At 73.3% G+C, this 26,072-nt stretch carries 27 protein-coding genes; 6 read left to right on the forward strand and 21 right to left on the reverse strand.

Annotated features, from left to right (window positions below; translation table 11 throughout):
• Window positions 1-43: 43 nt before the first annotated feature.
• The 14 genes from FR742_RS26520 to FR742_RS26585 form a co-directional block, all read right to left on the reverse strand.
• The gene (locus tag FR742_RS26520) at window positions 44-622 is read right to left on the reverse strand and encodes a cupin domain-containing protein (protein WP_148033454.1); all 579 of its coding nucleotides are present in this window, start codon (window positions 620-622) and stop codon (window positions 44-46) included.
• Complete coding sequence (locus tag FR742_RS26525) at window positions 622-1,086, reverse strand: DUF3598 family protein (RefSeq protein ID WP_148033455.1); 465 nt, start codon at window positions 1,084-1,086, stop codon at window positions 622-624. Before FR742_RS26525 ends, FR742_RS26520 begins: the two co-directional genes overlap by 1 nt.
• Window positions 1,083-1,907 carry a CoA ester lyase gene (locus tag FR742_RS26530; RefSeq protein WP_187281312.1) on the reverse strand — a complete coding sequence of 275 codons (825 nt, stop codon included), beginning with the start codon at window positions 1,905-1,907 and terminating at the stop codon, window positions 1,083-1,085. The genes FR742_RS26525 and FR742_RS26530 overlap by 4 nt, the downstream gene beginning before the upstream one ends.
• A gap of 5 nt (window positions 1,908-1,912) precedes the next feature.
• Window positions 1,913-3,073 carry an acyl-CoA dehydrogenase family protein gene (locus FR742_RS26535; protein ID WP_148033457.1) on the reverse strand — a complete coding sequence of 387 codons (1,161 nt, stop codon included), beginning with the start codon at window positions 3,071-3,073 and terminating at the stop codon, window positions 1,913-1,915.
• A gap of 2 nt (window positions 3,074-3,075) precedes the next feature.
• On the reverse strand, window positions 3,076-3,474 hold the full coding sequence (locus FR742_RS26540; RefSeq protein WP_148033458.1) for a Zn-ribbon domain-containing OB-fold protein: 399 nt from the start codon (window positions 3,472-3,474) through the stop codon (window positions 3,076-3,078).
• Complete coding sequence (locus tag FR742_RS26545; RefSeq protein WP_148033459.1) at window positions 3,471-4,616, reverse strand: acetyl-CoA acetyltransferase; 1,146 nt, start codon at window positions 4,614-4,616, stop codon at window positions 3,471-3,473. The genes FR742_RS26540 and FR742_RS26545 overlap by 4 nt, the downstream gene beginning before the upstream one ends.
• Complete coding sequence (locus FR742_RS26550; protein WP_148033460.1) at window positions 4,613-5,038, reverse strand: MaoC/PaaZ C-terminal domain-containing protein; 426 nt, start codon at window positions 5,036-5,038, stop codon at window positions 4,613-4,615. Before FR742_RS26550 ends, FR742_RS26545 begins: the two co-directional genes overlap by 4 nt.
• Complete coding sequence (locus tag FR742_RS26555; protein ID WP_148033461.1) at window positions 5,035-5,535, reverse strand: MaoC family dehydratase N-terminal domain-containing protein; 501 nt, start codon at window positions 5,533-5,535, stop codon at window positions 5,035-5,037. Before FR742_RS26555 ends, FR742_RS26550 begins: the two co-directional genes overlap by 4 nt.
• The gene (locus FR742_RS26560) at window positions 5,532-6,698 is read right to left on the reverse strand and encodes a RidA family protein (protein ID WP_148033462.1); all 1,167 of its coding nucleotides are present in this window, start codon (window positions 6,696-6,698) and stop codon (window positions 5,532-5,534) included. The genes FR742_RS26555 and FR742_RS26560 overlap by 4 nt, the downstream gene beginning before the upstream one ends.
• Window positions 6,695-8,275 carry an MmgE/PrpD family protein gene (locus FR742_RS26565; protein ID WP_261808754.1) on the reverse strand — a complete coding sequence of 527 codons (1,581 nt, stop codon included), beginning with the start codon at window positions 8,273-8,275 and terminating at the stop codon, window positions 6,695-6,697. The genes FR742_RS26560 and FR742_RS26565 overlap by 4 nt, the downstream gene beginning before the upstream one ends.
• On the reverse strand, window positions 8,272-9,738 hold the full coding sequence (locus tag FR742_RS26570) for a CoA transferase (protein WP_222709063.1): 1,467 nt from the start codon (window positions 9,736-9,738) through the stop codon (window positions 8,272-8,274). Before FR742_RS26570 ends, FR742_RS26565 begins: the two co-directional genes overlap by 4 nt.
• Entirely contained in the window at window positions 9,735-10,781 is a 1,047-nt protein-coding gene (locus FR742_RS26575) for an LLM class flavin-dependent oxidoreductase (RefSeq protein WP_148033463.1), read from the reverse strand. The genes FR742_RS26570 and FR742_RS26575 overlap by 4 nt, the downstream gene beginning before the upstream one ends.
• Window positions 10,782-11,303 (reverse strand): MaoC family dehydratase, encoded by a 522-nt coding sequence (locus tag FR742_RS26580; RefSeq protein WP_148033464.1) that lies wholly within the window; start codon window positions 11,301-11,303, stop codon window positions 10,782-10,784.
• Between the two features lie 99 nt (window positions 11,304-11,402).
• Window positions 11,403-12,140, reverse strand: a complete 738-nt coding sequence (locus FR742_RS26585) for a FadR/GntR family transcriptional regulator (protein ID WP_148033465.1) — start codon at window positions 12,138-12,140, stop codon at window positions 11,403-11,405.
• 84 nt (window positions 12,141-12,224) lie between these two features.
• Here FR742_RS26585 and FR742_RS26590 point away from each other — a divergent pair, with 84 nt between their 5' ends.
• Genes FR742_RS26590 through FR742_RS44740 form a run of 5 tightly spaced genes read left to right on the forward strand, consistent with a single transcriptional unit; the run spans window position 12,225 to window position 16,297 of the window.
• Window positions 12,225-13,241 carry an NADP-dependent oxidoreductase gene (locus tag FR742_RS26590; protein WP_187281313.1) on the forward strand — a complete coding sequence of 339 codons (1,017 nt, stop codon included), beginning with the start codon at window positions 12,225-12,227 and terminating at the stop codon, window positions 13,239-13,241.
• A 50-nt stretch (window positions 13,242-13,291) separates the two neighbouring features.
• A complete protein-coding gene (locus FR742_RS26595) occupies window positions 13,292-13,729 on the forward strand; it encodes a nuclear transport factor 2 family protein (protein WP_148033467.1) in 438 nt (145 codons plus the stop codon).
• Complete coding sequence (locus FR742_RS26600; protein ID WP_148033468.1) at window positions 13,726-14,664, forward strand: hypothetical protein; 939 nt, start codon at window positions 13,726-13,728, stop codon at window positions 14,662-14,664. Before FR742_RS26595 ends, FR742_RS26600 begins: the two co-directional genes overlap by 4 nt.
• Window positions 14,661-15,593: a VOC family protein gene (locus FR742_RS44735; RefSeq protein WP_187281314.1), complete on the forward strand. Its 933-nt coding sequence runs from the start codon at window positions 14,661-14,663 to the stop codon at window positions 15,591-15,593. Before FR742_RS26600 ends, FR742_RS44735 begins: the two co-directional genes overlap by 4 nt.
• Window positions 15,584-16,297 carry an SDR family oxidoreductase gene (locus FR742_RS44740; RefSeq protein WP_187281315.1) on the forward strand — a complete coding sequence of 238 codons (714 nt, stop codon included), beginning with the start codon at window positions 15,584-15,586 and terminating at the stop codon, window positions 16,295-16,297. The genes FR742_RS44735 and FR742_RS44740 overlap by 10 nt, the downstream gene beginning before the upstream one ends.
• On the opposite strand, the gene FR742_RS26610 is transcribed toward FR742_RS44740, so the two are convergent.
• From FR742_RS26610 to FR742_RS26640, 7 genes are all read right to left on the reverse strand, one after another.
• Window positions 16,298-16,981, reverse strand: a complete 684-nt coding sequence (locus FR742_RS26610) for a hypothetical protein (RefSeq protein ID WP_148033470.1) — start codon at window positions 16,979-16,981, stop codon at window positions 16,298-16,300.
• A 33-nt stretch (window positions 16,982-17,014) separates the two neighbouring features.
• Window positions 17,015-18,745, reverse strand: coding sequence for an alpha/beta hydrolase (locus tag FR742_RS26615; protein WP_148033471.1), 1,731 nt, complete (start codon window positions 18,743-18,745; stop codon window positions 17,015-17,017).
• 4 nt (window positions 18,746-18,749) lie between these two features.
• Window positions 18,750-19,979 carry an ABC transporter substrate-binding protein gene (locus FR742_RS26620; protein ID WP_148033472.1) on the reverse strand — a complete coding sequence of 410 codons (1,230 nt, stop codon included), beginning with the start codon at window positions 19,977-19,979 and terminating at the stop codon, window positions 18,750-18,752.
• Between the two features lie 35 nt (window positions 19,980-20,014).
• Complete coding sequence (locus FR742_RS26625; RefSeq protein ID WP_187281316.1) at window positions 20,015-21,247, reverse strand: ABC transporter substrate-binding protein; 1,233 nt, start codon at window positions 21,245-21,247, stop codon at window positions 20,015-20,017.
• Between the two features lie 111 nt (window positions 21,248-21,358).
• Complete coding sequence (locus FR742_RS26630) at window positions 21,359-22,324, reverse strand: VOC family protein (protein WP_148033474.1); 966 nt, start codon at window positions 22,322-22,324, stop codon at window positions 21,359-21,361.
• Window positions 22,321-24,021, reverse strand: a complete 1,701-nt coding sequence (locus FR742_RS26635) for an FAD-binding protein (RefSeq protein WP_148033475.1) — start codon at window positions 24,019-24,021, stop codon at window positions 22,321-22,323. Before FR742_RS26635 ends, FR742_RS26630 begins: the two co-directional genes overlap by 4 nt.
• Entirely contained in the window at window positions 24,021-24,839 is an 819-nt protein-coding gene (locus FR742_RS26640) for a hypothetical protein (RefSeq protein ID WP_148033476.1), read from the reverse strand. Before FR742_RS26640 ends, FR742_RS26635 begins: the two co-directional genes overlap by 1 nt.
• A gap of 185 nt (window positions 24,840-25,024) precedes the next feature.
• Between FR742_RS26640 and FR742_RS26645 the strand changes: the two genes are divergently transcribed.
• On the forward strand, window positions 25,025-26,065 hold the full coding sequence (locus tag FR742_RS26645) for a nitrilase-related carbon-nitrogen hydrolase (protein WP_148033477.1): 1,041 nt from the start codon (window positions 25,025-25,027) through the stop codon (window positions 26,063-26,065).
• Window positions 26,066-26,072: the final 7 nt, after the last annotated feature.

Genomic DNA, 26,072 nt, shown 5'->3' on the forward strand with positions numbered 1-26,072 from the left:
TGGCGCCCACGCCACCCTGCGCGGGTGCCACGCCTCCCGGGGATCAGGCGGTGGGCCAGAAGCGGGTGAGGAGGGGGCCGGGGAGGTCCGGGACGCCGGAGCCGTACGCCCAGGTGCGGGCCGTGAGGGAGAGCACCTCCACATCGCCGCCCGACACGAGGCCCCGCGGCTCCGGGACACCGGACGCGGAGCCGCGGGCCCGGATGACGTCGTCCTCCACCCGCAGCGCCTCGGCGACGGGCCCGTGGACCACCCGCGGCGCGGGCCCGTCCGGCAGGCCGTCCTTCCAGGCGGGCGGGCCGGAGAACCAGGCGACGGCCAGGCAGCCGCCGGGGCCCGCGACGCTCGCCGTACGGGGCGTGGACGGCGGGAGGTAGGCGTAGGTCCCGGCGGGGAAGTCTGTGCCGCTGACCGAGATCAGGCCGTCCAGCACCACGAACTCCTCCGCGCACGGGTAGTGCCCGGTGTCCGGCCTGCTCCAGCCGGCGGGGAAGCGGACCAGCGACACCGACGCCTCGCCGGCCGCGTGCAACCGCACCAGCCGGACGGGTCCCGAGCTCGCGGGCATGACGACCTCCCGCCAGTCGAGGCCGGGACCGTCGAGGTCGACCACACGCGTCATCAGTGCCACACCTCCGCCGTCGCGCCGGGCACCCGGCGTTCCTCGATCACCGTGACGCCTTCGAGCCGGCCGTCACGGAAGCGCTGCCAGAGCCGCGCCTTGTAGTCGTCGTCCGCGAAGGTGATCAGCTCGACCACCTCGGTCCCCGGGTCGGCGGTCCACCGGTACGGGAACACCAGGAAGCGCCCCTCCACCAGCACCGCCCGCCCCTCGAACGACGGGTCGTCGAAGCGCAGCTCGCCGCCCTCGAAGCGGGCGCGGAAGTCCAGCACCTCGGGGTCGTGGCCGGGCCTCTGGTAGACGATCCGCTCGTACCAGCGGTCCCCCTCCAGACGGGTCTCCTGGCGCGACGCGTACGTGTCCCGCACCTCCCCCGCCGGGGACAGGTGCGTATAGCTGCCCTCCCAGACCCCGGTGACAGCGGCGAGCCGATCCCGCAGCCCGCACGGAACGGCCGCGGTCATCGGGCCATGCCGAGGACGCGGCGGGCCTGGCGGACCACGGCCTCGTCGACCATCCGCCCGGCCGAGTCGAGCAGCACCCCCGACCCGCTCGCCTCGAACCGCTCCACCAGGTCCCTGGCCCAGGCGACCCGCTCGGCCGACGGGGTGAACACCTCGTTGACGACCGCGATCTGGGCCGGGTGGATGCAGGCGCGGCCCGCGTACCCGAGCCGGGCGATCGCCTCCGTGGACGCCCGCAGGGCATCGAGGTCGCGGAAGTCGGTGGACACCGGCCCGACCGGCGGGGAGATCCCCGCGGCGGCCGACGCGAACACGACCTGGGAACGGGCCCAGAGCAGCTCCCGCTCGTCCGGCCCGGTGGTGACGCCGGTGTCGGCGCGCAGGTCGGCCTCGCCCACCTGCAGACGGGCCACCCGGGGCCCGCGCGCGATCTCCAGCGCCTGGAAGATCGCCGAGGCGGACTCCAGCAGCGGCACCACCGGCACCCCGTCCGCGCCGAGCGCGGTGAGCAGGGCGTCGAGCTCGGCCAGCTCGGCGGCGCTCTCGACCTTGGCCACGACCAGCCCGGCCAGCGACGGCGCGGTGGCCACGGCGCGGACGTCCGCCTCGCGCAGCGGGCCGGGGTTCACCCGGACCCACAGCTCCACCGGCCCGGGATCGGTCTCCCGCAGCCAGCCGGCCACCGCCTCCCTGGCCGCGTCCTTGCCCGCGGGCGGGACGGCGTCCTCCAGGTCGACGATGAGCGCGTCCGCGCCCCTGCCGAGCGCCTTGCCCAGCTTGTCCGGCGCGTCGCCCGGCACGTACAGGTGGGATCGGGCCATGCCGCTCACCCGACCTTGACGTCGCCGCGCGACAGCGACCTGGCCACCACCGTGCGCAGCACGTCGTTGGTGCCCTCGCCGATGCTCATCAGCACCGAGTCACGGTAGAGCCGCTCGACCTCGTACTCGGTGGAGTAGCCGTACCCGCCGTGGACCTTGAGCGAGCTGATCGCGGACTCCAGCGCGACCTCCGAGCAGAAGATCTTCGCCATGCCGGTCTGCGCGTCCGCGCGGCCCTTCCTGACCTGGTCGGCGGCCCAGTACGCCATGAGCCTCGCCGCCTGCAGCGTGGTGGCCAGGGAGGCGAGCTGGATCTGCACGGCCTGGAAGTCGCCGATCGGCTGCCCGAACGCCCTGCGCTGGCGGGAGTAGGCCAGGGCCTCGTCGTAGGCGCGCTGGGCGATGCCGACGGAGCGCGCGGCGATGTTGACCCGGCCCCACTCCAGGGCGGACAGCGCCTGCTGCATGCCCCGCCCCTCGATGCCGCCGAGCAGGTTCGAGGCCGGGACGCGCACGTCGTCGAGCACGATCTCGCACGACTCGGTGCCCTTGTAGCCGAGCTTCGGGATGTCCTTGGTGACCTGGTAGCCGGGGGTGTCCGCCTCGACGAGCAGGACGCTCATGCCCTTGTGCGCGGGCGTGGTCGCCGGGTCGGTCTTGACGAGCACCGGCAGCGGGTCGGCGTAGCGGGCGTTGGTGATCCACGTCTTGGTGCCGCTGACCACGTAGTGGTCGCCCTCGCGCCGCGCGGTGGTGCGGATGCCCTGCAGGTCGGTGCCGGCGTCCGGCTCGGTCAGGCCGATGCCGGTGCGGCGCTCGCCGGTGGCCAGCCCGGGCAGGTAGCGCCGCTTCTGGTCGTCGGTGCCGTGCATGGCGATCATGCGGCAGGCCAGGGAGTGGCTGCCGAGGATGCCGGCCACGCCCATCCAGCCGCGCGAGATCTCCTCGAAGACCAGCGCGAACGACACCGGGTCCAGGTCGAGGCCGCCGTACTCCTCGGGAACGGTGATGCCGAACAGGCCCAGCTCCTTGAACCCGTCGACGATCTCCGTCGGGTACCGGCCGGAGTGCTCCCAGTCGCGCGCGACGGGCACGATCTCCTTGTCGACGAACGCGCGCAGCAGGGCGCGGAAGTCCCGCTGCTCCTCGTTCAGCTCGAAGTCCATGATTACCTTTCGTGCCTTTCAAGGGGGACGAACACCGGCAGGGCGCGACCGTCGGGCAGCGGGCGCCAGTCCAGCCGGAGCGGGTCGCCGATCCCGACCGCGCCGGGCTCGTCGGTGACCACGTTGGACAGCAGCAGCACGCCTTCGGCGAGCCGCACCCTGGCGACGACGTACGGGGGCGTGAAGCCGGGCATCGCCCGCTGGACCACGGTGCAGGCGTCGACCGCGGCCTCGCCGGAGGCGTCGAGCCAGCCCAGGCCCTCGGTGGCGCCGCACGCGGTGCAGAGCGCCCTGGGCGGGTGCTGGGCGTGCCCGCAGGAGCAGCGCTGCACGAGCAGCCGCCTCTCCCGGGTGGCCTCCCACCAGGGCAGGGTGACCTCGTCGGGTTCTGGCGCGTTCACCGGTCCACCCCCAGCAGGACGGTCGCGTGCGTGGACAGGATGCCGCCGGTGCCGTGGGCGAGCGCGACCTCCGCGCCCGGCACCTGCCGCTCGCCGCACTCGCCGCGCAGCTGGCGCACGGCCTCGACGAGCAGCAGCACCCCGTACTGGCCCGGGTGGCAGTACGACAGGCCGCCGCCCGAGGTGTCGAGCGGGAAGTCGCCGCCCGGGCGGATGCGCCCGCCGGCGATCCAGTCGAGCGCCTCGCCCCGGCCGCAGAACCCGAGCGCCTCCAGGGTGAGCACGACCGTGATGGTGAACGAGTCGTACACCTCGGCCACGTCCACGTCGGCCGGGGTGAGCCCGGCGCGGGCGAACGCGTCGCGGCCCGCCTCGACGGCGCCGGTCACGGTCAGGTCGCCGACGGCGGTCATCGACGTGTTCGTGGTGCGCTCGCCGTAGCCGAGCACGCGGACCGGCGGCCTGCGCAGGTCGCGGGCCCGCTCCAGCGAGGTGAGCACGATCGCGCCGCCGCCGTCGGTCACCAGGCAGCAGTCGGCCGAGGTGAGCGGCGTGGACACCATGGGCGCGGCGAGCACCTCGGCGGCGCTGAGCGGCCCGGCCTCGTGCCGGTAGGCGGCCGGGTTGAGCAGCGCCCACTCGCGGGCCGCGACCGCGACCTCGGCGAGCTGCTCGCGGGTGCCGCCGTAGCGGTGCAGGTACTGCTGGGCGGCCATGGCGTAGTACGAGATCGGGTACAGCGGCCCGTAGGGCGTCTCGAACTGCGCCTCGGGCGTGTGCGTCTCCACCACGCCGCCGAGCGACCTGGACCGCGCCGAGCGCTGGTTGGACGCGAACGAGACGACGACGGTGGAGCACTGGCCGGCCTCGATGGCCTGGACCGCGCGGGCGACGTACATCTCGAACGCCGACCCGCCCGCGAAGGTGGAGTCGGTCCAGGACGGGCGCAGCCCGAGATAGTCGGCGAGCTGGGTGGCCGAAAACCGGGACACCCCGGTGGTGGCCACGCCGTCCACGTCGGCGAGGGTGAGCCCGGCGTCGGCCAGGGCCCTGGTCACCGCCTGGGCCTGCAGCCCGAGTATCGACCTGCCGGTGACGCCGAGGTCGCTCTCGGCGGCGCCGGCGATGGCGACGGCGGTCATGAGGCCTCCCCGCCGAGCACGATCTCCGCTCCGGCCGGCTCGACCGCCACCCGCTCCGGCAGGTCGCCGTCGATGATGAGCACCCGCTGCTCGACCTGGACGACGCCGCCCTCGACGGCGGTCACCCGGCCGACGCAGCGGACGGTCTCGCCGGCGAAGACGAGGTTCTTGAACCGGAAGTGCAGGCGGCGCACGAACGCGCGCGGCCCGAGCCAGTCCTGCACCTGCTCGGCCAGGAGCGCGCCGAACACCTGCCCGTCCACGACCGGCGCCGGCAGCCCGCGCGGCGCCAGGTAGTCGGGGTCGTAGTGGAGCCGGTGCCAGTCCCAGGTGGCGCCGGCGTAGGCGACCATGGCGCGCAGGTCGATGGTCCGCTCCAGCGGCGGCACCTCCGCGCCGGGTGTGACCCGCGGTGCTGTCACCGGTCCTCCTTCCGCGCGACGTAGATGATGGTCTCCTCGTTGGTGCAGAGCAGGTCGCCGTCCTGGTTGGTGTAGGTGGCGACGGAGGAGACGACGAGCATGTCCTGCCCTCCGGACGTGCGGCGCTCGGTCGCGCCCTCCAGCCGCCAGGTGGCGGTGATCACGTCGTCCGGGCGGACGTGCCGGTGGAAGGTGTACGTGTTGCCGCCGCGCACCTTCCTGCTGCCCGGGATGTCGATGTGCCAGTCGTGGCCCGCGTACCCGTCGGCGTCGGGCGGCACGTCGGCGTACTGGTTGGTCTCGCAGATCAGCGTCGGCGGCGCGACCACGCCCGGGAGGCCGTGCTCGCGGGCGTAGGCGTCGTCGGTGTAGAGCGGGTTGTCGTCGCCGACTGCCTTGGCGAAGTAGCGGATGGCGGCCCGGCCCAGCTCCTCCGGCGCGGTGTAGGTGACCTCCGTGCCGATCATGGCGCGGAGCTCGTCGCTCAGCAGGCTCATGGCAGCACCGCCGTGGGGAAGACCTCCAGCAGGAACTCCGGCCGCAGCAGGCCGGCGCAGAGCGCGCCGGTGGAGGCCGGCCACGGCTCGCGCAGCCGCTCCTTGCGCACCCCCGCCACGCCCCGATAGCCGGCCAGCCCGTCCGGGCAGACGAACTCGATCGTGGAGATCAGGTGCTCGGGCCCGGCCCCGGCGGCGGCCAGCACCTGCCCGATCGCGTCGTAGGTGACCTCGGCCTGGGCGACCACGTCGCCGGGGTGCAGGACCTCCTGCGTCTCCATGTCGAGCGAGGCGAAGCCGCTCATCCACAGCATGCCGCCGGCCTTGACGCCGGGCGTGTAGGTGAGCGTGTCGTAGCGGGACCAGCCGGGGTTGACGGCCTCCAGCGGGTGGCGGGAGGCGGTGACCTCCAGCGCGACGAGCACGCCAGGCCGGTGCAGCTCGCTCATCAGGATGCCGCCCGCGCCCGGGTAGACGCCCGCGCCGCCGAGCCGCTCCTTGCGCGCCCGGTGGGTGCGCCGGTAGACGTCGCGGGTGGCGGGGGTGCTGTAGTCGTACGTGGTCACGGCGGCGTCGAGCGACAGCCCGGCGCCGCGCAGCAGCCGGTCGGCCTTGTCCAGGCAGTAGGCGTACTGGCCGACCAGGTCGCCCTCGTGCACCACCGCGCCGTGCTCGTCGACGGGCAGCAGGGTCGGCAGGAACACGGCGCCGTCGGCCGTCTCGGCCACCCCGCACTCGGAGACGGCCTTGGGCCCGCCGGGGCTCGCGTGCACCTCGATCTCGATGAACGCCGCCGGGCGCAGCAGCCGCTCCACGATCACCGTGCTGACGGCGGGCCGGTGCTCGCCGAAGACCTCCTGCCGGACGGCCTCGGCCTCCGGGTAGTGGCCGAGGCCGTGGACGGTGACGTTCTCGGTGATCTTGGTGACGTCCTGGAAGGTGAGTCCCGCGGCCTCCAGGATCCTCTCGATCTTCGCGTACGCGGTCCTGGCCTGGTCGGTCATGCCGCCCCTGACCACCATGCGGCCGCTCTCCGGGTCGTGCTCGCTGGCCGAGTGGCCGGACAGCCAGGCGTCGGCGCCGTGCGTGAGGCCGAGCGAGAAGGAGTACCCCTCGTAGCGGAACCAGGGGAAGTGGTCGGGACGGATGGCGTTGAGTGTCATGCGTTCTCCTCCGGGGCCGCGAGCCGGTCGGCCAGCGCGGCGATGGCGGTCAGGTCGGGCTCGGCGGCCAGCGCGTGGATCCGGCGGGCCAGCTCGTCCGCCTCCGGTGACGGCCCGCCCGCGTTGGCGGTGAACTTGGCGAGCAGCGCGGCCTCGCTCAGCGGGTTGCCCGGGCCGCCGGCGCTGCTCGGCACCCTGCCCTCGACCTCCCGCCCGCCGGCCAGCCGCAACCGCACGTGGCCGGGCGCGTCGGCGGCGACGCCGGGGAACGGGGTGACCTCGGTGCGGACCCGGGCCGCGAGCGCGGCGACGTCGTGTCGTCGCAGCCTGCCGGGCTCGTACGTGCCGAGCGTCACCTCGCCGTCCAGCAGCAGCGCGGCCACACTCCAGGGCAGCGAGAACTTCGCGTCGTACGGGGTGCGCGGCGCGACCTTGCGGTCGGCGGGCTCGCACACGATGGAGGCACTGTCGGGATGCACATACGCGATCACCTCGACCACCTCCTCACCGAGCCGAGCCGCGCGGGTTTCCCCGCCGGGCCGGTCCCCACGGGCCTCGTCGCCAGGCCGGGCCGCGCGAGCCTCCACGCCGGGCCGGTCCCCACGGGCCTCGTCGCCAGGCCGGCCCGCGCGAGCCTCCTCACCGGGGCGCGGCGGGCGGGTCTCCCCGTCGTGCGAGGTCGTACGCGGCTGGGCGGTCTTGTCGCCCAGAGCTGCTGCGCGGAGGGCGTCGGCGGCGGCGTCCAGGGTGGCGTGCATGAGCTGGCAGGCCGGGTACGGCTTGACGGTGATGCGGGTGGTCTCCCACGTCTCGCCCAGGCCGCCGGTGATGCGGGCGATGTCCGCGGGGCGGGCGGCCAGGGCCGCGTAGAGGCCGTGCGGGCCCTCGATCACGGTGTCGGGACCGCTGGCGCCGGCCGCCGCGAGCCGGGCGGCCAGGATGCCGGACGCCGAGGCCAGGCCGGGGTGCAGCTGCTTGGTGGACGCGCCGGTCGACAGGAACTCCAGCAGGCCCCCCGCCTGACTGCCGGCGATGCCCAGCGCGTCCACGGCGGTGGCGGGGTCGAGGCGCATCAGCCGGGCCGCCACGACGGCGGCGGCCAGCACGCCGCACGCCATGGTGGCGTGCAGGCCGCGGGCGTGGAAGGCGTGCGGCGCGGCGGCGCCGAGCCGGCACACGGTCTCGTACCCGGCGATGGCGGCGGCGAGCGTCTCGGCGCCGCTCGCGCCGGTCTGCTCACCGACGGCGAGCGCGGCGGGCAGCACCGCGGCGGTCGCGTGCACCAGCCCGCCCGCGTGCGTGTCGTCGAAGTCGAGCGCGTGCACGAGCGTCCCGGTGGCCAGCGCCGCCGCCACCGCCGACCCGCGCCCCCCGGTCCCGGGAATCCCCGACTCGGGCGGCCCCCCGAGCCCGCGGGCGACGGCGATCGCGGGCGCCGCCGCCCCGGCCCGGCCGCCCGCGACGGCGGTGCCGAACCCGTCGAGCAGATGCCTGCACGCGGCCTCCCGCACCTCCTCGGGCGCGCCCGCCGGCCCGGGCCCGAGCGCCCAGGCCACGAGAGTACGCGCGACGGTCACGACCCCACCGCCCCCACACCCTCCGAAGCCCCCCCACCGGAGGCAGCCGCCCCGCCGCCGGAAGCCGACGCGGTGTTCCCGCCGGAGGCCGGGGCCTCGCCGCCGGAAGTCTGCGCGGCGTCCCCACCGGAAGCCGGGACAGCGCCGCCGGAAGCCGGCGCGGCGTTCCCGCCGGAGGCCGGGGCCTCGCCATCGGAAGTCTGCGCGGCGTCCCCACCGGAAGCCGGGACAGCGCCGCCGGAAGCCGGCGTGGTGTCGCCGTCGGGAAGCGGGCCGAAGGCGCCGGCGCTGGTGAGGGTGTCGATCCGGGTGTCGTCGTAGCCGAGGAGGTCGCGGACGACGTGGCCGAAGTCCTCGTTGCGGCGGGGCGCACGGCGGTAGGCGGGACGGTCGGCGCCGACCCGGACCGGGGAGGCGACCTGGCGGACGGTGCCCCAGTGCGGGTGCTCGGTCTCCACCAGGAGGTCGCGGGCGAGGGTGTGCTCCTCCTTCATGGCCGCGGGCACGTCGTTGATCGGGCCGCACGGGATGGAGGCGGCGTAGAGCGGCTTCAGCCACTCGTCGACCGTGCGCCGCCGGAAGATCTCCTCCAGCAGGGGCAGCAGCACGTCCTTGTTGCGCCGCCGGTCGGCGAAGGTGGCGAAGCGCGGGTCGCCGGCCCACTCGGGGTGCCCGATCACCACGGCGAGCCGCTGCCAGAACTTCTCCTTGGCGCAGCCGACCACCAGCCACCCGTCGGCCGCCTCGAACGCCTGGAACGGCACCAGCGACGGGTGCGCCGAGTGACGGGTGCGCTCGGGGACGAACCCGGCGTTGAGGTGCCAGACCGCCGGGTAGGTCAGCAGCCCTATGGCGGTGTCGTACAGGCTGACGTCGCAGTCCATGCCGACCCCGTCCCTGCGGGCCGCGTGCAGGCCGGCCAGCAGCGAGATGGCCGCCACGAACCCGCCGGAGTAGTCGACCATCGAAAGGCCGGACTTGGTCGGCGGCCCCTCCGGGTCGCCGGTGAGGTCCATCCACCCGGCCAGGCCCTGGAGCACGTAGTCGTAGCCCGGCTCCTTGCTGCGCGGCCCGGTCATGCCGAAGCCGGTCAGCGAGCAGCACACGATGGCCGGGTTGAGGTGCTTGAGGTCGTCGTAGGTGATGCCGATCTTGGCCGGCACGTCGCCGCGCAGGTTGCTGTAGACGGCGTCGCTGACCTTGACGAGGTCCTCGAAGACCGCGCGGCCCTCCGGGCTGGACAGGTCCAGGGAGAGGCTGCGCTTGTTGCGGTTGAAGGTCTCGAAGAACAGCGAGTCCTCGCCCTCGGCGTACGGGGGCACGTAGCGGCCGACGTCGCCGCCGGCCCTCGGGTCCTCGATCTTGATCACCTCGGCGCCCAGGTCGGCCAGGTGCACGCTGCCGAACGGGCCCGCGCCGTACTGCTCGACGGCGATGATCCGGACGTCTTCCAGCGGTCTCACGCTCGTCCTCCCGTGATGTCGGCGATGAGGCGGATGATGGATCGCTGCGCCGCCCTGGTCTCGGCGGCCGGCAGGCCGTGCGTGGGCGGGGTCAGCTTGACGGAGCCGGCGAGGCCCTCGTAGGCGGCGATCCGCTCCCGTACCTCGTCGTGGGTGCCGGCGAGGGTGAGAGCGTCCACCATGCGGTCGGTCACCACGTCCCCGAGATGGTCGGCGCCGCGCCCGCCGCGGAAGGCCTCGATCACGGCCTCCTGCTCGGCGGCCAGGTCGTGGAAGGCGAAGAAGTCCGCGTAGCTGCGCACGCTCGCGTAGAAGCCGACCAGGCCGGCGGCGCGGCGGCGGGCCAGCTTCGGGTCGTCGTCGACCGAGCAGGCGGCGGAGACGACGAGGTCGAGGTCGCCGCGCCCCTTGCCGCGCTCATCGACGTGGGCCTTGGCGAGCCCGGCCTCAATCTCCGGCAGGATGCGCTCGGCCAGGTAGGAGGGCGAGCACAGCTCGTGGGAGATCCAGCCGTCGCCGATCTCGGCGGCGAGCCTGGTCATCGCCGGGCCGACGGCCGCCAGGTAGATCGGGATCCGGGTGCGGACGACCGGGAAGGGGCGCTGGTAGCCGACGATCCGCATCGGCTCGTGCTCGCCTTCGAGCACCATCGGCTCGCCGGTGCCGCAGTGCTCCCAGAAGTGGCGCAGGTAGCGGACGGTCTCGCGCAGGTGGCCGACCGGCTTGCCCCAGCGGGCGTTGTGCCAGTCCTCGTTGAGCCGCTTGACCCCGGAGCCGAGCCCGAGCACGAACCGGCCGCCGGACAGCTCGTCCAGGTCGAGCGCCTCCAGCGCGGTCACCATCGGGCTGCGGGTGAACGCCAGCGCGATCGCGGTGCCGACCCGGGCAGTGCCGGTGGCCTGGGCGAGCGCCGCGGCCGACACGGTCGCGCTGCGGTGCAGCTCGGGCACCCACACGACCTCCGCGCCCGCCTCCTCGGCGGCGCGGGCGGCGGCGGCCTGCTCCTCCAGGGTCTCGCCCCACGGGCCGTAGGTGATGCGCACTCAGTCCTCCAGGGCGAGCGGCTGTTCCGCTGTCGGGAACAGGCCCTCGATCTGCTCGGCGCCGCGCCGGTAGACGTAGAAGGTCCGCTTGAACGAGCAGACCTCCTTGCCGTCCTGGTTGAGCGTCCTGGTCTTCACGGTGACGATGCCGGCGTGCGAGCGGCTGCCCGACTCGCGCTTCTCCAGCACGATCGACTCGCTCCACAGCGTGTCGCCCGCGAACACCGGGTGGGTCATCCGGATGTCGGTCCAGCCCAGGTTGGCGAAGGCGTTCTGGGTGAGGTCGGTGACGCTCTGCCCGACGGCGATGGCCACCGTGAAGGTGGAGACCACGAGGGGCTTGCCGAACTCCGACTTCGCCGCGTACTCCGCGTTGAAGTGCATCTGGTTGGTGTTCATCGTGAGGAGCGTGAACCAGGTGTTGTCCGCCTCGGAGACGGTCCTGCCGAGTGGATGCTGATACACGTCCCCGACTTCGAAGTCCTCGAAGTACCGGCCCTGCCAGCCCGGTTTGACACTCATGACGTTTCCTCGCTCTGGCCTCACGCTGACAGCCAGAGCCTAAACGTCAGACCATTCGAGGGTCAAGGCGGTGTTCCGCTCTACGCAACGACGTTTCGTCTAGTCGCCGTTCTGGCGGCGCTCCCTGTCGATGCGCGTGTAGGTCTCGCGCAGATGCTCCAGATGCTCGCGCTGAGCCCTCTCGGCGGCCTCGCGGTCGCCGGACTCGACGGCCCCGAAGATCTCCCGGTGGTCGCGGTCGACCCGCTCGAAGAAGTCGGACGCCGCCTCGTCGCGGGCGAACCTGCTCTCCAGCACGCCGAACACGGGCGCGGTCACGGCGGTCAGCAGCGGGTTGCCCGCCGCGGCGAGCAGCACCTCGTGGAAGCCCCGGTTGGCGGCGAACCCGCGCCCCCGGTCGCGGCGCGGCTTGACCAGGGACCGCCGCAGGGCCTCCAGCTGCTCGGGGGACCTGCGCTCGGCGGCCAGCCCGGCGGCGGGCACCTCCAGCAGGCACCGGACCTCCAGCAGGTTGGCCACCGAGCCGGCGTCGGTGAACAGCGCGAAGCTGGAGCGCAGGTAGTGCTTGATGTGCTCGGGGTCGGGATGGACCACGAAACTGCCCCCGGCCACCCCCCTGCGGGTGACCAGCAGGCCCTCGCTGGAGAGGACGCGCAGCGCCTCGCGCACCGTGCTGCGGCTCACGCCGTACATGGCGCACAGCTCCGGCTCCACCGGGAGCCGGTCGCCGGGCTTCAACTGGCCGGCGAGAATCTGCTCCCTCAGCCGGCTCGCCAGGTCCTGGTACGCCGGAGCAGCGGCGCGGTCGGTCGGCACGGCCACAGCGTAACCCGCCATGCGGGATCACCACGACTCCGGATTCCCTCTAGCGAAACGGTGTTTCAACATGAAACCCTGATGCTCCACGTGAAGGGAGCCCCCATGACCAGCACCAGCCCACCCCCGGAGAGCGTGCGCAGGATCGTCCTGGCCCGCCGGCCGGAAGGAGTGCCCGCCGAGGAGGACTTCCGGCTGGAGACCGTGCCGGTGACCTCGCCCGGCCCCGGCGAGGTGCTGGTCCGGGCCGTCCACCTGTCGCTCGACCCGTGGGTCCGCGGCGCCATGACCGGCCGCAACCTGGGCCACCCGCCGATCCACCCGGGTGACCTGGTGCCCGGCAGGGCCGTCGCGCGGGTGGTGGGCACCGGCGAGTGGGTGGTGGCCGAGACCGGCTGGCAGGAGTACGCCACGGTGCCCGCGGAGTCGCTCCGTCCGGTCGCCGTGCCGCCCGGCGTCCCCCGTACGGCCGTGCTCGGGGCGCTCGGCACGCCCGGACTCACCGCGTACGCCGCGATCACCCGGCTGATCCGGCCGGCGGTCGGCGACACCGTCGTCGTCTCCTCGGCCACCGGAGCCGTCGGCGGCGTGGCCGGGCAGCTCGCCCGCCTCGCGGGCGCGCGCACGGTGGCGATCGTCGGCGGGCCGGCCAAGTGCGAGCTGGCCACGGACTTCTTCGGCTACGCGGCGGCCGTCGACCGGCATGACCCCGGCTGGGCCGACGCGCTCGCGGAGGCCTGCCCCGACGGCGTCGACGGCTACCTGCACATGGCGGGCGGCGAGGTGCTGCGCGGGGTGGCGGACCGGCTCGCCCCGCACGCCCGGGTGGCGCTCGCCGGCCTGCCCGACCACGCGAACGAGGCGGGCGAGACGGTCCTGCCCGCCGGGGCGGTCATGCGGGCGCGGGCGTCCGTGCACGGGCTGGTCGTGTACGACCACTTCGACCTGCGCCCGCGGTTCGCCGACCGGGTGGGGAAGCTGCTCACCGAGGGGCGGCTCCGCTTCCTGGAGGACGAGCACCACGGCCTGGAGTCCACGCCCGCCGCCTTCATCCGGCTCATGTCGGGCCTGAACACCGGCAAGGCCGTGGTGCACCTTGACCGGGATACATCAGACAATTAGGGTCTTCGAAACACCGTTCCGAGTAGCGGAATGATCGGGGAGGCGGATCCATGAGAACACCGGTCGGCACGGCGGAGGCCATGCTCACCTCCGTCATCGAGCGGCGACTGGAGGGCGTCCTCGACACCTTCTCCCCCGCCGACGACGCGTACGTCTTCGTCGAGGGTCCCCGCTGGACCACGCACGGCGGCGACCGGATCAAGGCCGGCTGGGAGGCCTACTTCAAGGCGCCCATCCGGATCCACGGCTTCCGCTGGGTGGAGGGCCCGTTCTGCTGGGAGGCCGACACGCTGGCCCAGGTCGCGGGCGTCATCGACTACGACATCGAGGGCGACGGCAAGCAGGGCAGGCTCCGGATGCGGATGACCTGGCTGGTGCGCCGCGAGGACGACACCTGGCGCATCGTGCACGAGCACGGCTCGCAGCCGCTGGCCGACCCCTACGGCGCCGGCGACTGGTGGCCGGAGGGCGAGAACCCGCTGCGATGAGCGACGTCCCGCTGGTGGAGGAGCTGGCCTGCGTCTGGATCGAGGTTCCCGGCCTCGACGCCACGGAGGAGCGCCTGCGGAGCGTCCTCGGTCTCGAATCCCGCGCGAGCGGCACACTCGCCGCGGAGGCCGGGCTCGGCGGATGGGCCGGGCGGCCGTGGGCGCTGCTGGGACCGCCCGGCTTCCCGTACGGGATGGTCTGCCTGGTCGAGGGCGAGGCGCGGCCGGTCACGCGGGCGCTGCCGCGCGGCTGGGACTCGGTGGAGCTGGTCGTCGAGGACGTCGACGCGGCCGCCGGGCGGCTGGCCGGCTGGCCCGGCGTCCGGCCCGTGGCCGAGCCGTTCACCACCGACCTGTCGGAGCTGGGCAGCAACGTGCACCGCTCCGGCGTGTGGCGGATGCCCTGGGGCACCCACCTGATCCTGACCACCGGCCTCACCGAGCCGCAGGGCCGCAGCTTCCCCAGCGCCCGCCGGGGCACCGGCCCGGTCTTCGAGGTGCACCTGCGCACCGACGACCACGACACGGCGCGGCGGCTGTACGGCGGGAGCCTCGGCATGCCCGCGCTGATGGCCGCCGACTTCACCGAAGGCCCGCTGCACCGCGCCTGGGGCATCCCCGGCGGCACCCCGGTCAGCATGAGCCTGCTCAAGAGCGGCCGCGAGGGCACCGGCCGGGGCGCGATCGAGCTGCAGGGCCACCCGGCCGCGAACCTCGACCCGGCAGGGCTGCCCGGCGGCACCGGCCTGGTCAGCTACGCCTGCGCCGACCTGGACGCGGCGCACGCCGCCGTGCTGGCGGGCGGGCACCGCGCCACCGACCCGGCCGTGCCGGGGACCGGGCCGCTGGCCGGGCGCCGGTCGTTCGTGGCGTACGGGTCCGAAGGAGAGCGGGTGCACCTCGTGGCGCACCGGGAGGAAGGGAACACCCCGTGATCAGCGAACTGCGGGTGACGACCGTCGCCGTGTCCGACCTGGATCGCTCCCGCGCCTTCTACGCGGACACCTTCGGGTACGTCCCGCACGCCGAGGCGGAGGTGCGCGGCCCCGCCGCCGAGGCCGCCTGGCAGATGCCGGCCGGGCTCACCGGCAGGGCCGTGGTCATGGGGCCGGAGGGGGCGACGACCGGGCTGCTGCGCCTGGTCCAGTTCGCCGCCCCCGGCCGCCCGTACTGGGGGGAGTACGCCCGCCCGCAGGACTACGGCCACTACGCGCTCAACATCAGGGTCGACGACCTCCACGCCGCCGTGGCACGGCTGGTGGCGGCGGGCGGCCGGCAGAAGTCGCAGCCGACCCGCTGGACCGTGATGGAGGACCTGTCCGCCTGGGACTCGCTCTCCTACGATCCGGACGGCGTCGTGCTCGACGTGTTCCAGCTGGAGCCGGGGCCGACCAGCCCGCTCGCCGGGTACGACGGCCGGCCGAGCGAGCTGCAGACCGTCGCGATCCACGTGAGCGACGCCCGCCGCGCCGCCGCGTTCTACACCGCGCTCGGCTACGAGGTGCTGTACGACAAGCTGATCGAGAACATGGAGTCGTTCTTCCGCCTGCCGCCGGGCACCGGGCTGCACAACATCAACCTGTTCATGCCGGGCGGCACGGTCAACGGCCGGGTGGAGATCGCCCAGTACGTCGGGTTCCCCGGCAGGCAGCAGCGCGACGCGGCCGTGCCGCCCAACCTGGGCATCCTGTCGGCCTCCCTGGAGACGGACGACCTGGCGGCCACGTCCGCGCTGGTCACGGGCCTCGGCGCGGAGCCCGTCTGCCCGCCCGTCGAGGTGGACCTGCCGCCGTACGGTTCCGCGCTCGTCCAGTCCTTCTTCGGGCCGGACGGCGAGGTCCTGGAGTTCTACCAGTGCGGGTGAGACGGGTCGCGCTGGTCACCGGCGCGGGAAGCGGGCTCGGCCGGGCCGTGGCCCTGGCCCTGGGCGCCGACGGCTACGCCGTGGTCTGCGCCGGGCGGCGGGCCGGTCGGGTGGCCGAGACGGCCGGGGAGATCCGGTCCGCGGGCGGCGAGGCCGTCGGCGTGCCGCTCGACGTGACCGTGACCGAGCGGGTGGACGCCGCGGTCGCCGGGGTGGTCGCCTCGTACGGGCGGCTCGACGTGCTGGTCAACAACGCGGGCGTCTTCCGCAAGGCCGAGATCGTGGACCTGGACGACGAGGCGTGGCGGGAGACCGTCGACGCGAACCTGACCGGCGCCTTCCTGTGCGCCCGCGCCGCCGCCCGGCAGATGACCGGCCAGGAGCCGGTGGCGGGCGAGCGCGGCCACATCGTCAACGTCAACTCCGGCGCGGGCCTGCGCGGCTACCCGACGGGGGCGGCGTACTCGGCCTCCAAGTTCGGCCTGCTCGGCCTGTCCGACACCCTCCGGCAGGAGCTGGCGGGCCGCCACGTGAAGGTGACCGACCTGGTGGTGGCGGCCATGGTCAAGAGCGAGCTGTCGAGCCGGGCCGATCCTGACCGGCTGGAGGCGTCCGTGGTGGGCGACCTGGTGCGCGACCTGCTCCGCCTGCGCGGCGCGGCCGTGGTCACCCGGCTCGACCTGGGACAGCTCCCGGCCTCCTGATCACCCGCCGTCGCGCAGCTCCACCAGCTCGTAGGAGGAGGACAGGCGGTCGGAGCGGAGGCGGATCAGCAGCCAGTCCCCGTCCGTGCTCGTCCACAGGTGTTCCTCGGCCCCGCCGTCGCTGGTCAGCAGGAAGTGCCGGGTGGGGAAGGTGCCGGCGGGCACGGTGATCGTCTCCTCGCCGACCAGGGTGGCGGTGAGGTCGCCCAGTTCGTCCGCGTACGGCCCGGTCGCCCCGTTGGGGCGGGGCGAGGAGCGGAACCCGCCCGTCAGCGGCTGCGGGCCGCCGGCGGCGAGGTCGTACGCGGGGACGATCCAGGCGTCGCAGCACACCGCGTGCGGCACGAAGAACGGCGGCGGCCCGGCCAGCGGGACCCGCTGCGACACCCTGCCCTCGTCCCTGAGCAGCAGCTCCGACTCCAGGGTGTCCTCGCCGAAGACGAACCATCCCTCGCCCAGGAACGCGCCGCCCACCCGGTGGCTGACGAAGGACCGCAGCGGCCGGAACCCGGCGGACGCGGTGTGCACGACGTCCCGCTCGATGTCCGTGTCGAACATGCGGCAGTGGGCGCGCAGCGTGCGGGTGCCGTCCTCGGCGGCGGTGAGCGTCCACTCCTCGCGGCCGCGCACCCCCACCCCGTCACCCATGTAATGGATCACTCCGTGCCGGTAGCGGCTGCTCAACGGTGCACTTCTCCTTCTCGCGGACGCGCCGGCTCACCCGGCCGCGTCGTCCAGGGCTTTCAGCAGGGAGGCGACGCCGCCCGTCCCGTCGTGGCCGGGCGCCGCGCGCACGGCCCCGGCCGTGAACGGATCCCAGACCGGGTCGGCGGCGACCACCGGCACCGGCGGCTCGCCTGGCCACGCGGCGACGGCCCTGAAGGCGGCGGCGTAGGTCCGCCACGACCTTGCGAGGTCGAGCGTCCTGCGGTGCAGCTCGGCCAGGTCCGGCCGGCCGCCGGGCAGTTCGGGCAGGCCCGTGCCCAGCCCGCCGTCCCGCACCAGGTGCCAGGCCCTGAGCAGGTGCGTGCCGTGCTCGTCGGGCACCAGGTCAGGGGTACGCGCGCAAGCCTCACTTTCGGTCAGCACGGCCGGGTCAGGCAGGCCGGCCAGCGCCAGCGCCCGCACCCGCCCGGGACCCAGCCGAGCGACAGCGACGGCCACCACCGCACCGGCTCCGATCCCATAGATGTCAACGCCGTCGACCCCGAGCGCGTCGAGAGCGTCCCCGACAGCCAGAACGATCTCGTCACGCAGCCCGGATCCGGCTTCGGCGGCCAGATAGGACCCGCCGGTCCCCGGCAGGCCGTCGCGCGGGCCTGGTCCGGGCCAGGCGGCCAGGTCCGAGTCGCCGGTTCCCGGTAGGTCGAGGGCGAAGGCCGGGCGGTGGCGGCCTACCTCGGTGAGCAGGTCCGTGACGGCTCGACCGGAGGCGGGGGCCGGGGGCAGGATCACCAACGGCCGCCCTGACCCGTCGGCCGGTCCGGCCGCCCTGACGAGCAACTGCCCAAGCCGGGTCGGTACGTACCGACGGCTCACGCCTTCTACGCGCCCGGCCGTACTGGGCGGGACCGCACCAGACGAGGCTGCGCGTGATGATCCCGCGCCGGATGGGGCCGTACAGGACGACGACGCAGCGCCGGATGGTGTGTGGGATGTCGCGTGGGTGTGGATGCGGGACGCCAGTGCCGGGGTGCCGGAGGCGGAGGTTTCCAGCTGGAGCCGGTGCGCGGGAAGGCGTGCCAGGTGGGCGTGGAGGGGGTCGGCGGGGGATGCCAGGACCAGGGTGGGGACGGTCAGCCGGGCGAGCAGCGGGACCGGGTCGCAGGTGAAGGCCGCGCGGTAGGCCAGCGGGTAGTTCGCCCCCGCCTCCAGCAGCCCCGTGGTCACCTCGTGCAGGTACGAGGCCGGCGGCGGGGCGGCGGTCAGCCGGGAGGCGGCGCGCTCGTCGTACCAGGGCCAGTACAGGAACATGTTGCGCACCTGGTGCCACGCCGCCACCAGATGGCCGCCGTCGCTCCGCGGCTCCACCGGCGGCAGGTAGTGGGCGAGCTGGTCGGCCCGCTCCTCGGGAGTGGACACCCCGACCCCGTCGAGGACGAGCGAGGCCACCAGCTCCGGCCGCGCGGCCGCGAGGGACAGGGCGATCTTGGCCCCCGTGTGCGTCCCGTACAGATGGACCCGATCCAGCCCGAGCGCGGTCAGCGTCTCGCCGAGGGCCGCGCCGTAGCCGGCCATGTCCGGGTCCGGCGCCGGGAGCGGGTCGGAGCCGCCGTGCCCCGGCGTGTCGAGCGCGTACACCGTGAACGAGCGGGCCAGCTCGGCGGCCAGCTCGCGCAGCGGCCGCCAGTCGCCGGGAGAGGCGTGGAGAAGGACGACCGGCAGGCCGCGCCCGGCGCGGGCGTAATGGACCTGCCGGCCGTTCACCGTGACGAAACGGCGCTCCATCCGGTCACTTGCCGATTTCGACCGTGTGCCAGCCGTCGGCGTCCTTCTTCCACTGGTAGACGTGGATGTCGTCGATGCCGAAGAACTCGTGCTTGTCCGGGCTGATGGAGTTGCCGGAAGGCGTCTCCTGGTCGGAGATCTCAATCGAGTCGAGCGTGGCCGCGACCTTGTCCGGGTCGATCGACTGGGCCTGCTCGGCGGCCTTGGCGTAGGCGAGCACGCAGTCCGCGGCGATCTCGGCCGCCTTGGGCGACTCGGCGCCGGTCTTCGGGCCGGTGTTCTTGCCGAACCGCTTCTCGATCTCCTCGATGTGCGCGCGGTAACCGGGCTTCCAGGTGTCGCGGCCTTCCTTGCCCGGGTACGGGTAGTAGGTGGCGCTGAAGATCGCGCCGTCCGCGGCGTCACCGGCCGCCTCGACGAAGGAGATGTTGCGGGCGCCGGAGCCGCCGACGATGAGCCCCTTGTAGCCGGTCTCGCTGGCGGCGGCCATGGTCTTGGCGCCGCCGGCCGAGTTGGAGATCCAGATCGCGCCGGCGTCCTTGAGGTTCTCGACGTACGCGCGGTGCGACTGGTCGTCGTTGCGGGTCTCCTGGAAGCCCGCGAAGGTGAGCCCGGCGGCCTCGGCCTGCTTCTGGATCTCGGCTGCGGTGCCCTTGCCCGCGTCGTCCCCCTCGTACACGATGCCGACGGACGTGATGCCCTCAGCCTTCAGGTGCTCGACGATCTTCTGTACGTCCAGGGAGACGGGGTCCTGGGCCCGGTAGCCGTACTTGACCGAGGTGAAGTCGCCGGTGGCGACCATCGGCTGGCAGTTGATCTTCTTGGCGTTCTCCAGGACGGGCTTGGCGGCGTTGTAGAACGCCGACAAGGCCGGGCCGATCACCAGCCCCACGCTGTCGTCACCGGCGAACTCGTTGGCCGCCTGCACCCCCTTGGCCGGGTCGAGCGCGGTGTCGCGGACGACCAGTTCGAACTTGGCGCCGCCGACGCCGCCCTCGGCGTTGAGCCGGTCGATCTCGACCCTGACCGAGTTCTCCATGGAGATGCCCGCGACGGCGAACGCGCCCGTCACCGGGCCGATGAGCCCGACCTTCACGACCGGCATGCCGGCGCTCCAGCCGCTGCCGGAGGCCGCCTGCTCGACTCCGGCTCGTTCTTCCTTGCTCGCGCAGGCGGTGAGCAGCAGGGTGGCGCTCGCCAGCGCCAGCAGCTTGCGACCAGTGGTGACCGTCATCACGGGGGTCTTCCTCTCAGGGGCTTTCAGGTGACTCAGGACTGAGGTGTGACGTCGGTGACGAACCAGCCGTCGGCGTCCTTGTCCCACTGGTAAACGTGAATGTCTTCCATGTGGTAGAACTCGTGGTCCGCCGGCTTGATCGTGTTGCCGGAGGCGGTCTCGGTGTCGGGGATGTTCAGCTGCTCCATGGCGGTGGCGAGCTTGTCCGCGTCGAGCGACTTGGCGCTCTCGGCCGCCGCGGCGAAGGCGACGATGCAGTCTCCGGCGATGGCCGTGCCCTTGGGCATCTTGGCCCCCGACTTCGGCCCCTCGACCACTCCGTACTTCTTCTCGACGGCTTCCACGTGGGCGCGGTAGCCGGGCTTCCAGGTGGCGCGGTCGCGGATGTTGAACTCTACGTTGCCCGCGGCGAAGACCGAGCCGACGGCCATGTCCTGGGCGGCGTCGAGGAAGGAGACGTTCTGCAACCCTGAGGTGCCGGCCATCACGCCCTTGTAGCCCGACTCGGCAGCGGCGGCCATCGTCTTGGCGCCGCTGGCGTTGCTGGAGACGATGATCGCGCCGGCGTCCTTGAGCGCGTCGACGTAGGGCCGGTGGGACTGGTCGTCGTTGCGGGTCTCCTGGTAGCCCTTGTACTCGACGCCGTACTTGGGGCCGTACTCCTTGAGGTACCCGTCCATGGCCTTGCCGGTGTCGTCGGCCTCGTAGACCAGCCCGACCGAGCTGACGCCCTTGGCCTTGAGGTACTCCACCAGCTTCTCGACGCTCAGGTTGTTGGGGTCCTGCGAGCGGAAGCCGTACTTCAGCGAACCGAAGTCGCCGGTGCCGACGCCCGGCTGGCAGTTGAGCTTGCGGTTGGTCTCGAAGATGTTCTTGGACGCGTTGTAGAAGGCCGACAGCGAGGGCCCGACCACGAAGTGCACCTGGCTGTCGCCGACCAGCTCGTTGCTGGCCTGCACCGCCTTGGCCGGGTCGAGCGCGGTGTCGCGGACGACGAGCTCCAGCTTGGCTCCCCCGACGCCGCCGGCCTCGTTGACGCGGTCCATCTCCACCCTGATGGAGTTCTCCTGGAGGATGCCCAGGATCGCGTACGCGCCGGTCATCGGGGCGATGAGCCCGATCTTTATGGTGTCGGCGCCCGCGCTCCAGCCGGCGTTTCCCGTTTCGCCGGCGGACTGGGCGCGCTCTTCCTTGCTCGCACAGCCGGTGAGCACCAGCGCGCTGACGGCAGCCGCAGAGATCCAGCGAAGTCCGGTCCCACGCATGTGCCACCTCCTTGTTCTCATGCCCCCGAGCCAGTAATTCCAATGTGCGGAACAGCGTTACACGGAGCCTAGAAATGCGGCTGTCCCGATGTCAACGGATACGTCTGATGTTTAACGATCCGAAACATGTCGCGGTTGCCACAGCTCCACGTGGACGCCGTTCGGCGTCTCCACCATGGCCAGCCGCGATGTGCCGTGCAGCGGTGTGGCCGCGGCGAACGGCCGACATCGGACCCGCCCTCCGGCGCCGGCGGCGCGGGCCACGGCCTCGTCCAGATCGTCCGTACGCGCGGACCAGGCGGTGTGCCCGAGCCCGTGTGCGGGCCGCTGAGCGGAACGCCGATCCACTCTGGGCCGGTCGGCCCGAATCATCTCGATACGGGTCGTGCCGCCGTCCGGGCCCGCCAGGAAAGCCAGCCTGAGCCGGGTGCCCGGCGGCAGGTCGGCCATCGTGTCCAGGCCCGGCGCGGCGAACGTCACGTCGTACCCGGCGGACATGCCGAGCGCGGCCCAGAAACGCAGCTCGGCCTCGAAGTCGGGCACGTGGCAGACCACGGAGGTCAGCTCCGTGTGCCGCCGTTCCGGGTCCGCCAGCCACGCGGCCGTGGGACGCGGACCGGCCGGCTCGACGAACACCACGGGGACTCCGCCGGGCCCGAGGCAGTAACCCTCCACGACCTGGACGGTCCGCTCCCCCACGGGCACGTCGTACGCCTGCGGTGGGCTGATCCACGGATGGCCCGCCGCCCGCAGCCGCTCGTACGAGGCCGCGATGTCGCGGGTGTAGAGGTTGATGCCGGCCACGCCCAGGTCCAGCGTGTGCGGGTGGACGGCGGACGCCACCGGGTCGTTCACCTTGAGCAGGTGGATGCGGCCGGTGGCGGCGCCCGCCGCGGCCAGCGAGCGCACCTCCACGTCGCCGGCGCCCTCTCCCCACAGCCGGTCCGCGGTGGCGGCCTCGACCACGCCCTCGGCCGCCACCGCGTACCCCAGCTCGCCGCAGTAGAAGTCCAGGTGCGGCCCGAAGTCGGCGACGCCGAGCACCGCCGCCGTGATGCTCCCGATCGGCGCGCTCATCGGCCCGCCCCCAGCCTGGCGCCCAGCTCGCGGCCGAGCGTCATCGCCGGTGTCACGCTCATGCCGCCGACGTAGTTGTCCCCGGCGAACACGTTGTTGCCGAGGATCTCCCCGACCGCGTAGAGCCCGGGGAGGGGTGCGCCGGATTCGGTCAGCACCTCCAGGTCCTCGTTCACGCGCAGCCCGTCGCGGCTGAGAATGGAGGCCCCGACCGTGGTGATCCCGTAGAACGGCGCCCGCTCGATCGGCGCCGGCAGCGTGGTGCGGCCGAAGTCGTCGTCGCGGCCGGCCCGCACCGCGGCGTTGTACCTCTCCACGGTGGCCGCCAGGCCGCCGGGAGCGACGCCGAGCTTCGCGGCCAGCTCCTCAAGGGTGTCGGCGACGGCGATCCACCGGCCGCGCTCCAGTTCGGCCAGCATCCGCTCGCGGGTCCAGTCGCCGGCGCCGTTGCGGATCAGCGGCTCGGCCGTCTCGGCGATCGCCCGGTCCCACACGACGTGCATGGCGATCCGCGGCTGCTCCAGCAGCGCCCGCTCGCGGTGCTCCGGGCTGGTGCCGTCCTCCGCGACGAACCGCTCGCCCCGGTCGTTCACCCAGATCTCGTACGGGGTCCGGTACGCGGGCGCGACCTCGATGAACGCCTCACGGTAGTCGACCGCGAAGCCCTCCTGACCCGGGTCCGGGATCAGCCCCATCACGGGGATGAAGTAACCGTCGCGGCTCACCTGCGCGCCGAGCCCCATCGCCAGCTCCAGGCCGTCACCGGTGGCATGCGGCAGACAGCCGATCAGCGCGCTCTCACAGCCGACCGGCAGGAAGCGATTGCGCAGGCCGGGGTTGGCGTCATAGCCGCCAGTGGCCAGCACGACCGCGCCCCCATGCGCGACGACGTCACCGCCTACAGCGGTCGCGGCAGGCGCGCCGGGCGCGGTGGTCGCGGCAGGCGCGCCGGGCGCGGTGGTCGCGCCGGGCGCAGTGGTCGCGCCGGGCGCAGTGGTCGCGCCAGTTGCGGTGGCCGCCCCAGTTGCGGCGGTCGCGCTGGTCGCGGTGGTCGCGCCGCCTGCGGTGGTCGCGGTGATGCTGGTGACGCGGCCGGCGGCGTCGACGATCGCGCCGGTGAGGCGGGTGTTCAGCAGCAGCCGTACGCGGCCGGCCTCGATCTGTTCCTCCAGCCGCCGCTTCAGCGGCTTCACCACCGACAGGCCGCTCTTGACGCCCCAGTACGTGCGCGGCACCGAGTACACCTCGTGCCCGTGCACCAGGCCAGGGGTGTCGGGATGGAAGTCGAAGCCCTGGCCGTCGAGCCAGTCGACGGTCTCGCCCTGCGCCTTGACCGACTTCCAGGCCAGCTTCTCGTCCACCTTGCCGTGGGAGAGGCGCAGTACGTCCTCGAAGTGGCGCTCGGGACTGTCGTCGATGCCGCGCTCGCGCTGGCGGCGGGTCCCGGCCCCGCTGAACTCGCCGTTGGCGATGTGCAGCATCCCGCCGATCCGGCTCTGTTTCTCCAGCACCAGCACGCTCGCGCCCGCGGCGGCGGCCTCGATCGCCGTGCACATCCCGGCCCCGCCCGCACCGATCACGATGACGTCGTAACGCCCCAGATCCTCCGCGTTCCCCGCGCCGTTCGCGCCACCGTTCCCCGCGCCGTTCGCGCCACCGTTCCCCGCGCCGTTCGCGCCACCGTTCCCCGCGCTCATCACGCGCCTCCGGTCAGCTGGATCTCCAGCCCAGCGGGACCGCGCAGGAGCAGCTCGCCCAGCCGCTCGCCGCCGTGACGCTCCAGCTCCGCGGCCATGGCCGCCGGGTCGTCCGCGGCGAACACCACCCGCCGCAGGCCGAGCGGCCGGTCCGACAGGTCGGCCGCGTCGACGCCGGTGAAGGACATGATCTCCAGCCGGGCCGGAGCCTGGTCGGCGGAGACCAGGAACGACAGCCGCAGGCTCGCGTCCGCCGGCATGCCCGTCATCCGGTCGAACGGCGGGCCGCTCATCTCCCCGTCGAACAGCACCTTGAGCCCGCCGCCCGCGGTGAAGAAGGCCAGCGCGGCGTCGTGGTCCCGCGGCACGATGACGGCGGTGTGCAGCTCGCCGTGCAGGCGGCCGGGGTCGCGCTCCAGCGCGGGGCTGGGCCGGTGACCGGCGCCCGCCTGCGGCAGCGTCCACCACACGCCGTCCGCGCCCAGGGCCACGGCCTCGGTCAGGGACGCGGCTCCGTACGGGTAGGTCACGATCTCCCTGGACCTGCCGCCCGCCTCGTCGATCAGCCGGGTGGTGCGCGCCAGGTCACGTGAGTACATGCCGAGCAGGCGGGGGCCGACGTCCCAGAGCTGGGGGTCGGGCGCGTCCGCGCCGGGCACGAGGCGGATCCGGCCGGTGTCCACGCCCTCGACGCCGAGCAGCGCCTCCCGCCCGTCGTCCGCCAGCACGTCGAGCCCGAAGGCTCTGGCATGGAAGGCGGCCGACGCTCCGACATCCCTGCAGGCGATGACCGCCTCGACGATCGCTCCCAGCGACAAGCCGCACCTCCGCAGATCGAGACTGTTCCGTCCCTCGAAACGGTGTTTCAAACTAAGGCGGGATGTCGCTGACTGTCAATGATGTCGCAGGTTGGACGGTTCCCTCCTCTTGCGCGGCGCGCTTCCTATAGTCCAACCTGTAGAAACCAGAAACGCCGTTTCATGGAGTGGAACAGGAGCATCGGGTGTCCCAGGATCCGCCCGCGACCGCGTACCGTGCTGTCGCCCTGCAGACCGCCTGTCATGCCGTCAACCGCGCCGAGAGCGCGGCCGCCGCCCGCGACCAGATACGGGCCGCCGTCGACCGCGTGCACGAGCAGGTCACCGCGACCAAGCGGTTCGTCGGCCCCGGCGTGCGGCTGGTCGTCCTGCCGGAGTACCTGCTGACCGGCCACCCCATCGGGGAGCCGTTCCAGGAGTGGTGCGACCGCGCCGCCCTGGCGCCGGGCGGCCCGGAGTACGCCCGGCTCGCGGACATCGCCAGGGACGCGGGCGTCTTCCTGTGCGTCAACGGATACGAGACGGACGAGCACTTCCCGGGCGTCTACTTCCAGGCGTCGGTCGTCTTCGACCCGGCGGGCGAGACCGTGCTCCGCTACCGGCGGCTCAACTCGATGTACGCCGTGACCCCGCACGACATCCTGGACCGCTACCTGGCCGTCTACGGCGAGGACGCGCTCTTCCCCGTCGCCAGGACCGAGATCGGCACGCTCGCCGCGATCGCCTCCGAGGAGATCCTCTTCCCCGAGGTGGCCCGCTGCCTGGCCATGCGCGGCGCGGAGGTGTTCCTGCACAGCTCGTCGGAGGTGTGCAGCGCGCTCCTCTCGCCGAAGAACGTGGCCAAGCTGGCCCGCGCCGTGGAGAACGGCGCGTACGTGGTCTCCGCCAACACCGGCGGCCTGTACGGCACCGGCATGCCCGCGGCCTCCGGCGACGGCGGCAGCCAGATCGTCGACCACCGCGGCCTCGTGCTGGCCAAGGCCGGTCAGGGCGAGACGATGGCCGCCAACGCGGAGATCGACCTGGCCGCGCTGCGCCGGGCCCGCAGGACCCCGGAGATGATGAACCTGCTCCCCCGCCAGCGGTTCGAGCTCTACGCGGCCAGCTACGCCCGCACCTCTTTCTACCCGCCCGACACGGTACGGCCCGGCGAGACCGGGCGAGAGCACTTCGTGACCACCCAGCGTGCCGTCATCGAACGGCTGGCCGGCGACGGCCTCATCTGAGGAGGCG

Source organism: Nonomuraea sp. C10 (assembly GCF_008017515.1).
Taxonomy (GTDB): domain Bacteria; phylum Actinomycetota; class Actinomycetes; order Streptosporangiales; family Streptosporangiaceae; genus Nonomuraea; species Nonomuraea ferruginea.

Bases quoted from the DNA above. Each gene is read 5' to 3' on its own strand.
- FR742_RS26520 (WP_148033454.1), bottom strand. From the start codon at position 622: ATGACGCGTGTGGTCGACCTCGACGGTCCCGGCCTCGACTGGCGGGAG.
- FR742_RS26525 (WP_148033455.1), bottom strand. From the start codon at position 1,086: ATGACCGCGGCCGTTCCGTGCGGGCTGCGGGATCGGCTCGCCGCTGTC.
- FR742_RS26530 (WP_187281312.1), bottom strand. From the start codon at position 1,907: ATGGCCCGATCCCACCTGTACGTGCCGGGCGACGCGCCGGACAAGCTG.
- FR742_RS26535 (WP_148033457.1), bottom strand. From the start codon at position 3,073: ATGGACTTCGAGCTGAACGAGGAGCAGCGGGACTTCCGCGCCCTGCTG.
- FR742_RS26545 (WP_148033459.1), bottom strand. From the start codon at position 4,616: ATGACCGCCGTCGCCATCGCCGGCGCCGCCGAGAGCGACCTCGGCGTC.
- FR742_RS26555 (WP_148033461.1), bottom strand. From the start codon at position 5,535: ATGAGCCTGCTGAGCGACGAGCTCCGCGCCATGATCGGCACGGAGGTC.
- FR742_RS26560 (WP_148033462.1), bottom strand. From the start codon at position 6,698: ATGACACTCAACGCCATCCGTCCCGACCACTTCCCCTGGTTCCGCTAC.
- FR742_RS26580 (WP_148033464.1), bottom strand. From the start codon at position 11,303: ATGAGTGTCAAACCGGGCTGGCAGGGCCGGTACTTCGAGGACTTCGAA.
- FR742_RS26585 (WP_148033465.1), bottom strand. From the start codon at position 12,140: ATGGCGGGTTACGCTGTGGCCGTGCCGACCGACCGCGCCGCTGCTCCG.
- FR742_RS26590 (WP_187281313.1), top strand. From the start codon at position 12,225: ATGACCAGCACCAGCCCACCCCCGGAGAGCGTGCGCAGGATCGTCCTG.
- FR742_RS26595 (WP_148033467.1), top strand. From the start codon at position 13,292: ATGAGAACACCGGTCGGCACGGCGGAGGCCATGCTCACCTCCGTCATC.
- FR742_RS26600 (WP_148033468.1), top strand. From the start codon at position 13,726: ATGAGCGACGTCCCGCTGGTGGAGGAGCTGGCCTGCGTCTGGATCGAG.
- FR742_RS26615 (WP_148033471.1), bottom strand. From the start codon at position 18,745: ATGGAGCGCCGTTTCGTCACGGTGAACGGCCGGCAGGTCCATTACGCC.
- FR742_RS26620 (WP_148033472.1), bottom strand. From the start codon at position 19,979: ATGACGGTCACCACTGGTCGCAAGCTGCTGGCGCTGGCGAGCGCCACC.
- FR742_RS26625 (WP_187281316.1), bottom strand. From the start codon at position 21,247: ATGCGTGGGACCGGACTTCGCTGGATCTCTGCGGCTGCCGTCAGCGCG.
- FR742_RS26630 (WP_148033474.1), bottom strand. From the start codon at position 22,324: ATGAGCGCGCCGATCGGGAGCATCACGGCGGCGGTGCTCGGCGTCGCC.
- FR742_RS26635 (WP_148033475.1), bottom strand. From the start codon at position 24,021: ATGAGCGCGGGGAACGGTGGCGCGAACGGCGCGGGGAACGGTGGCGCG.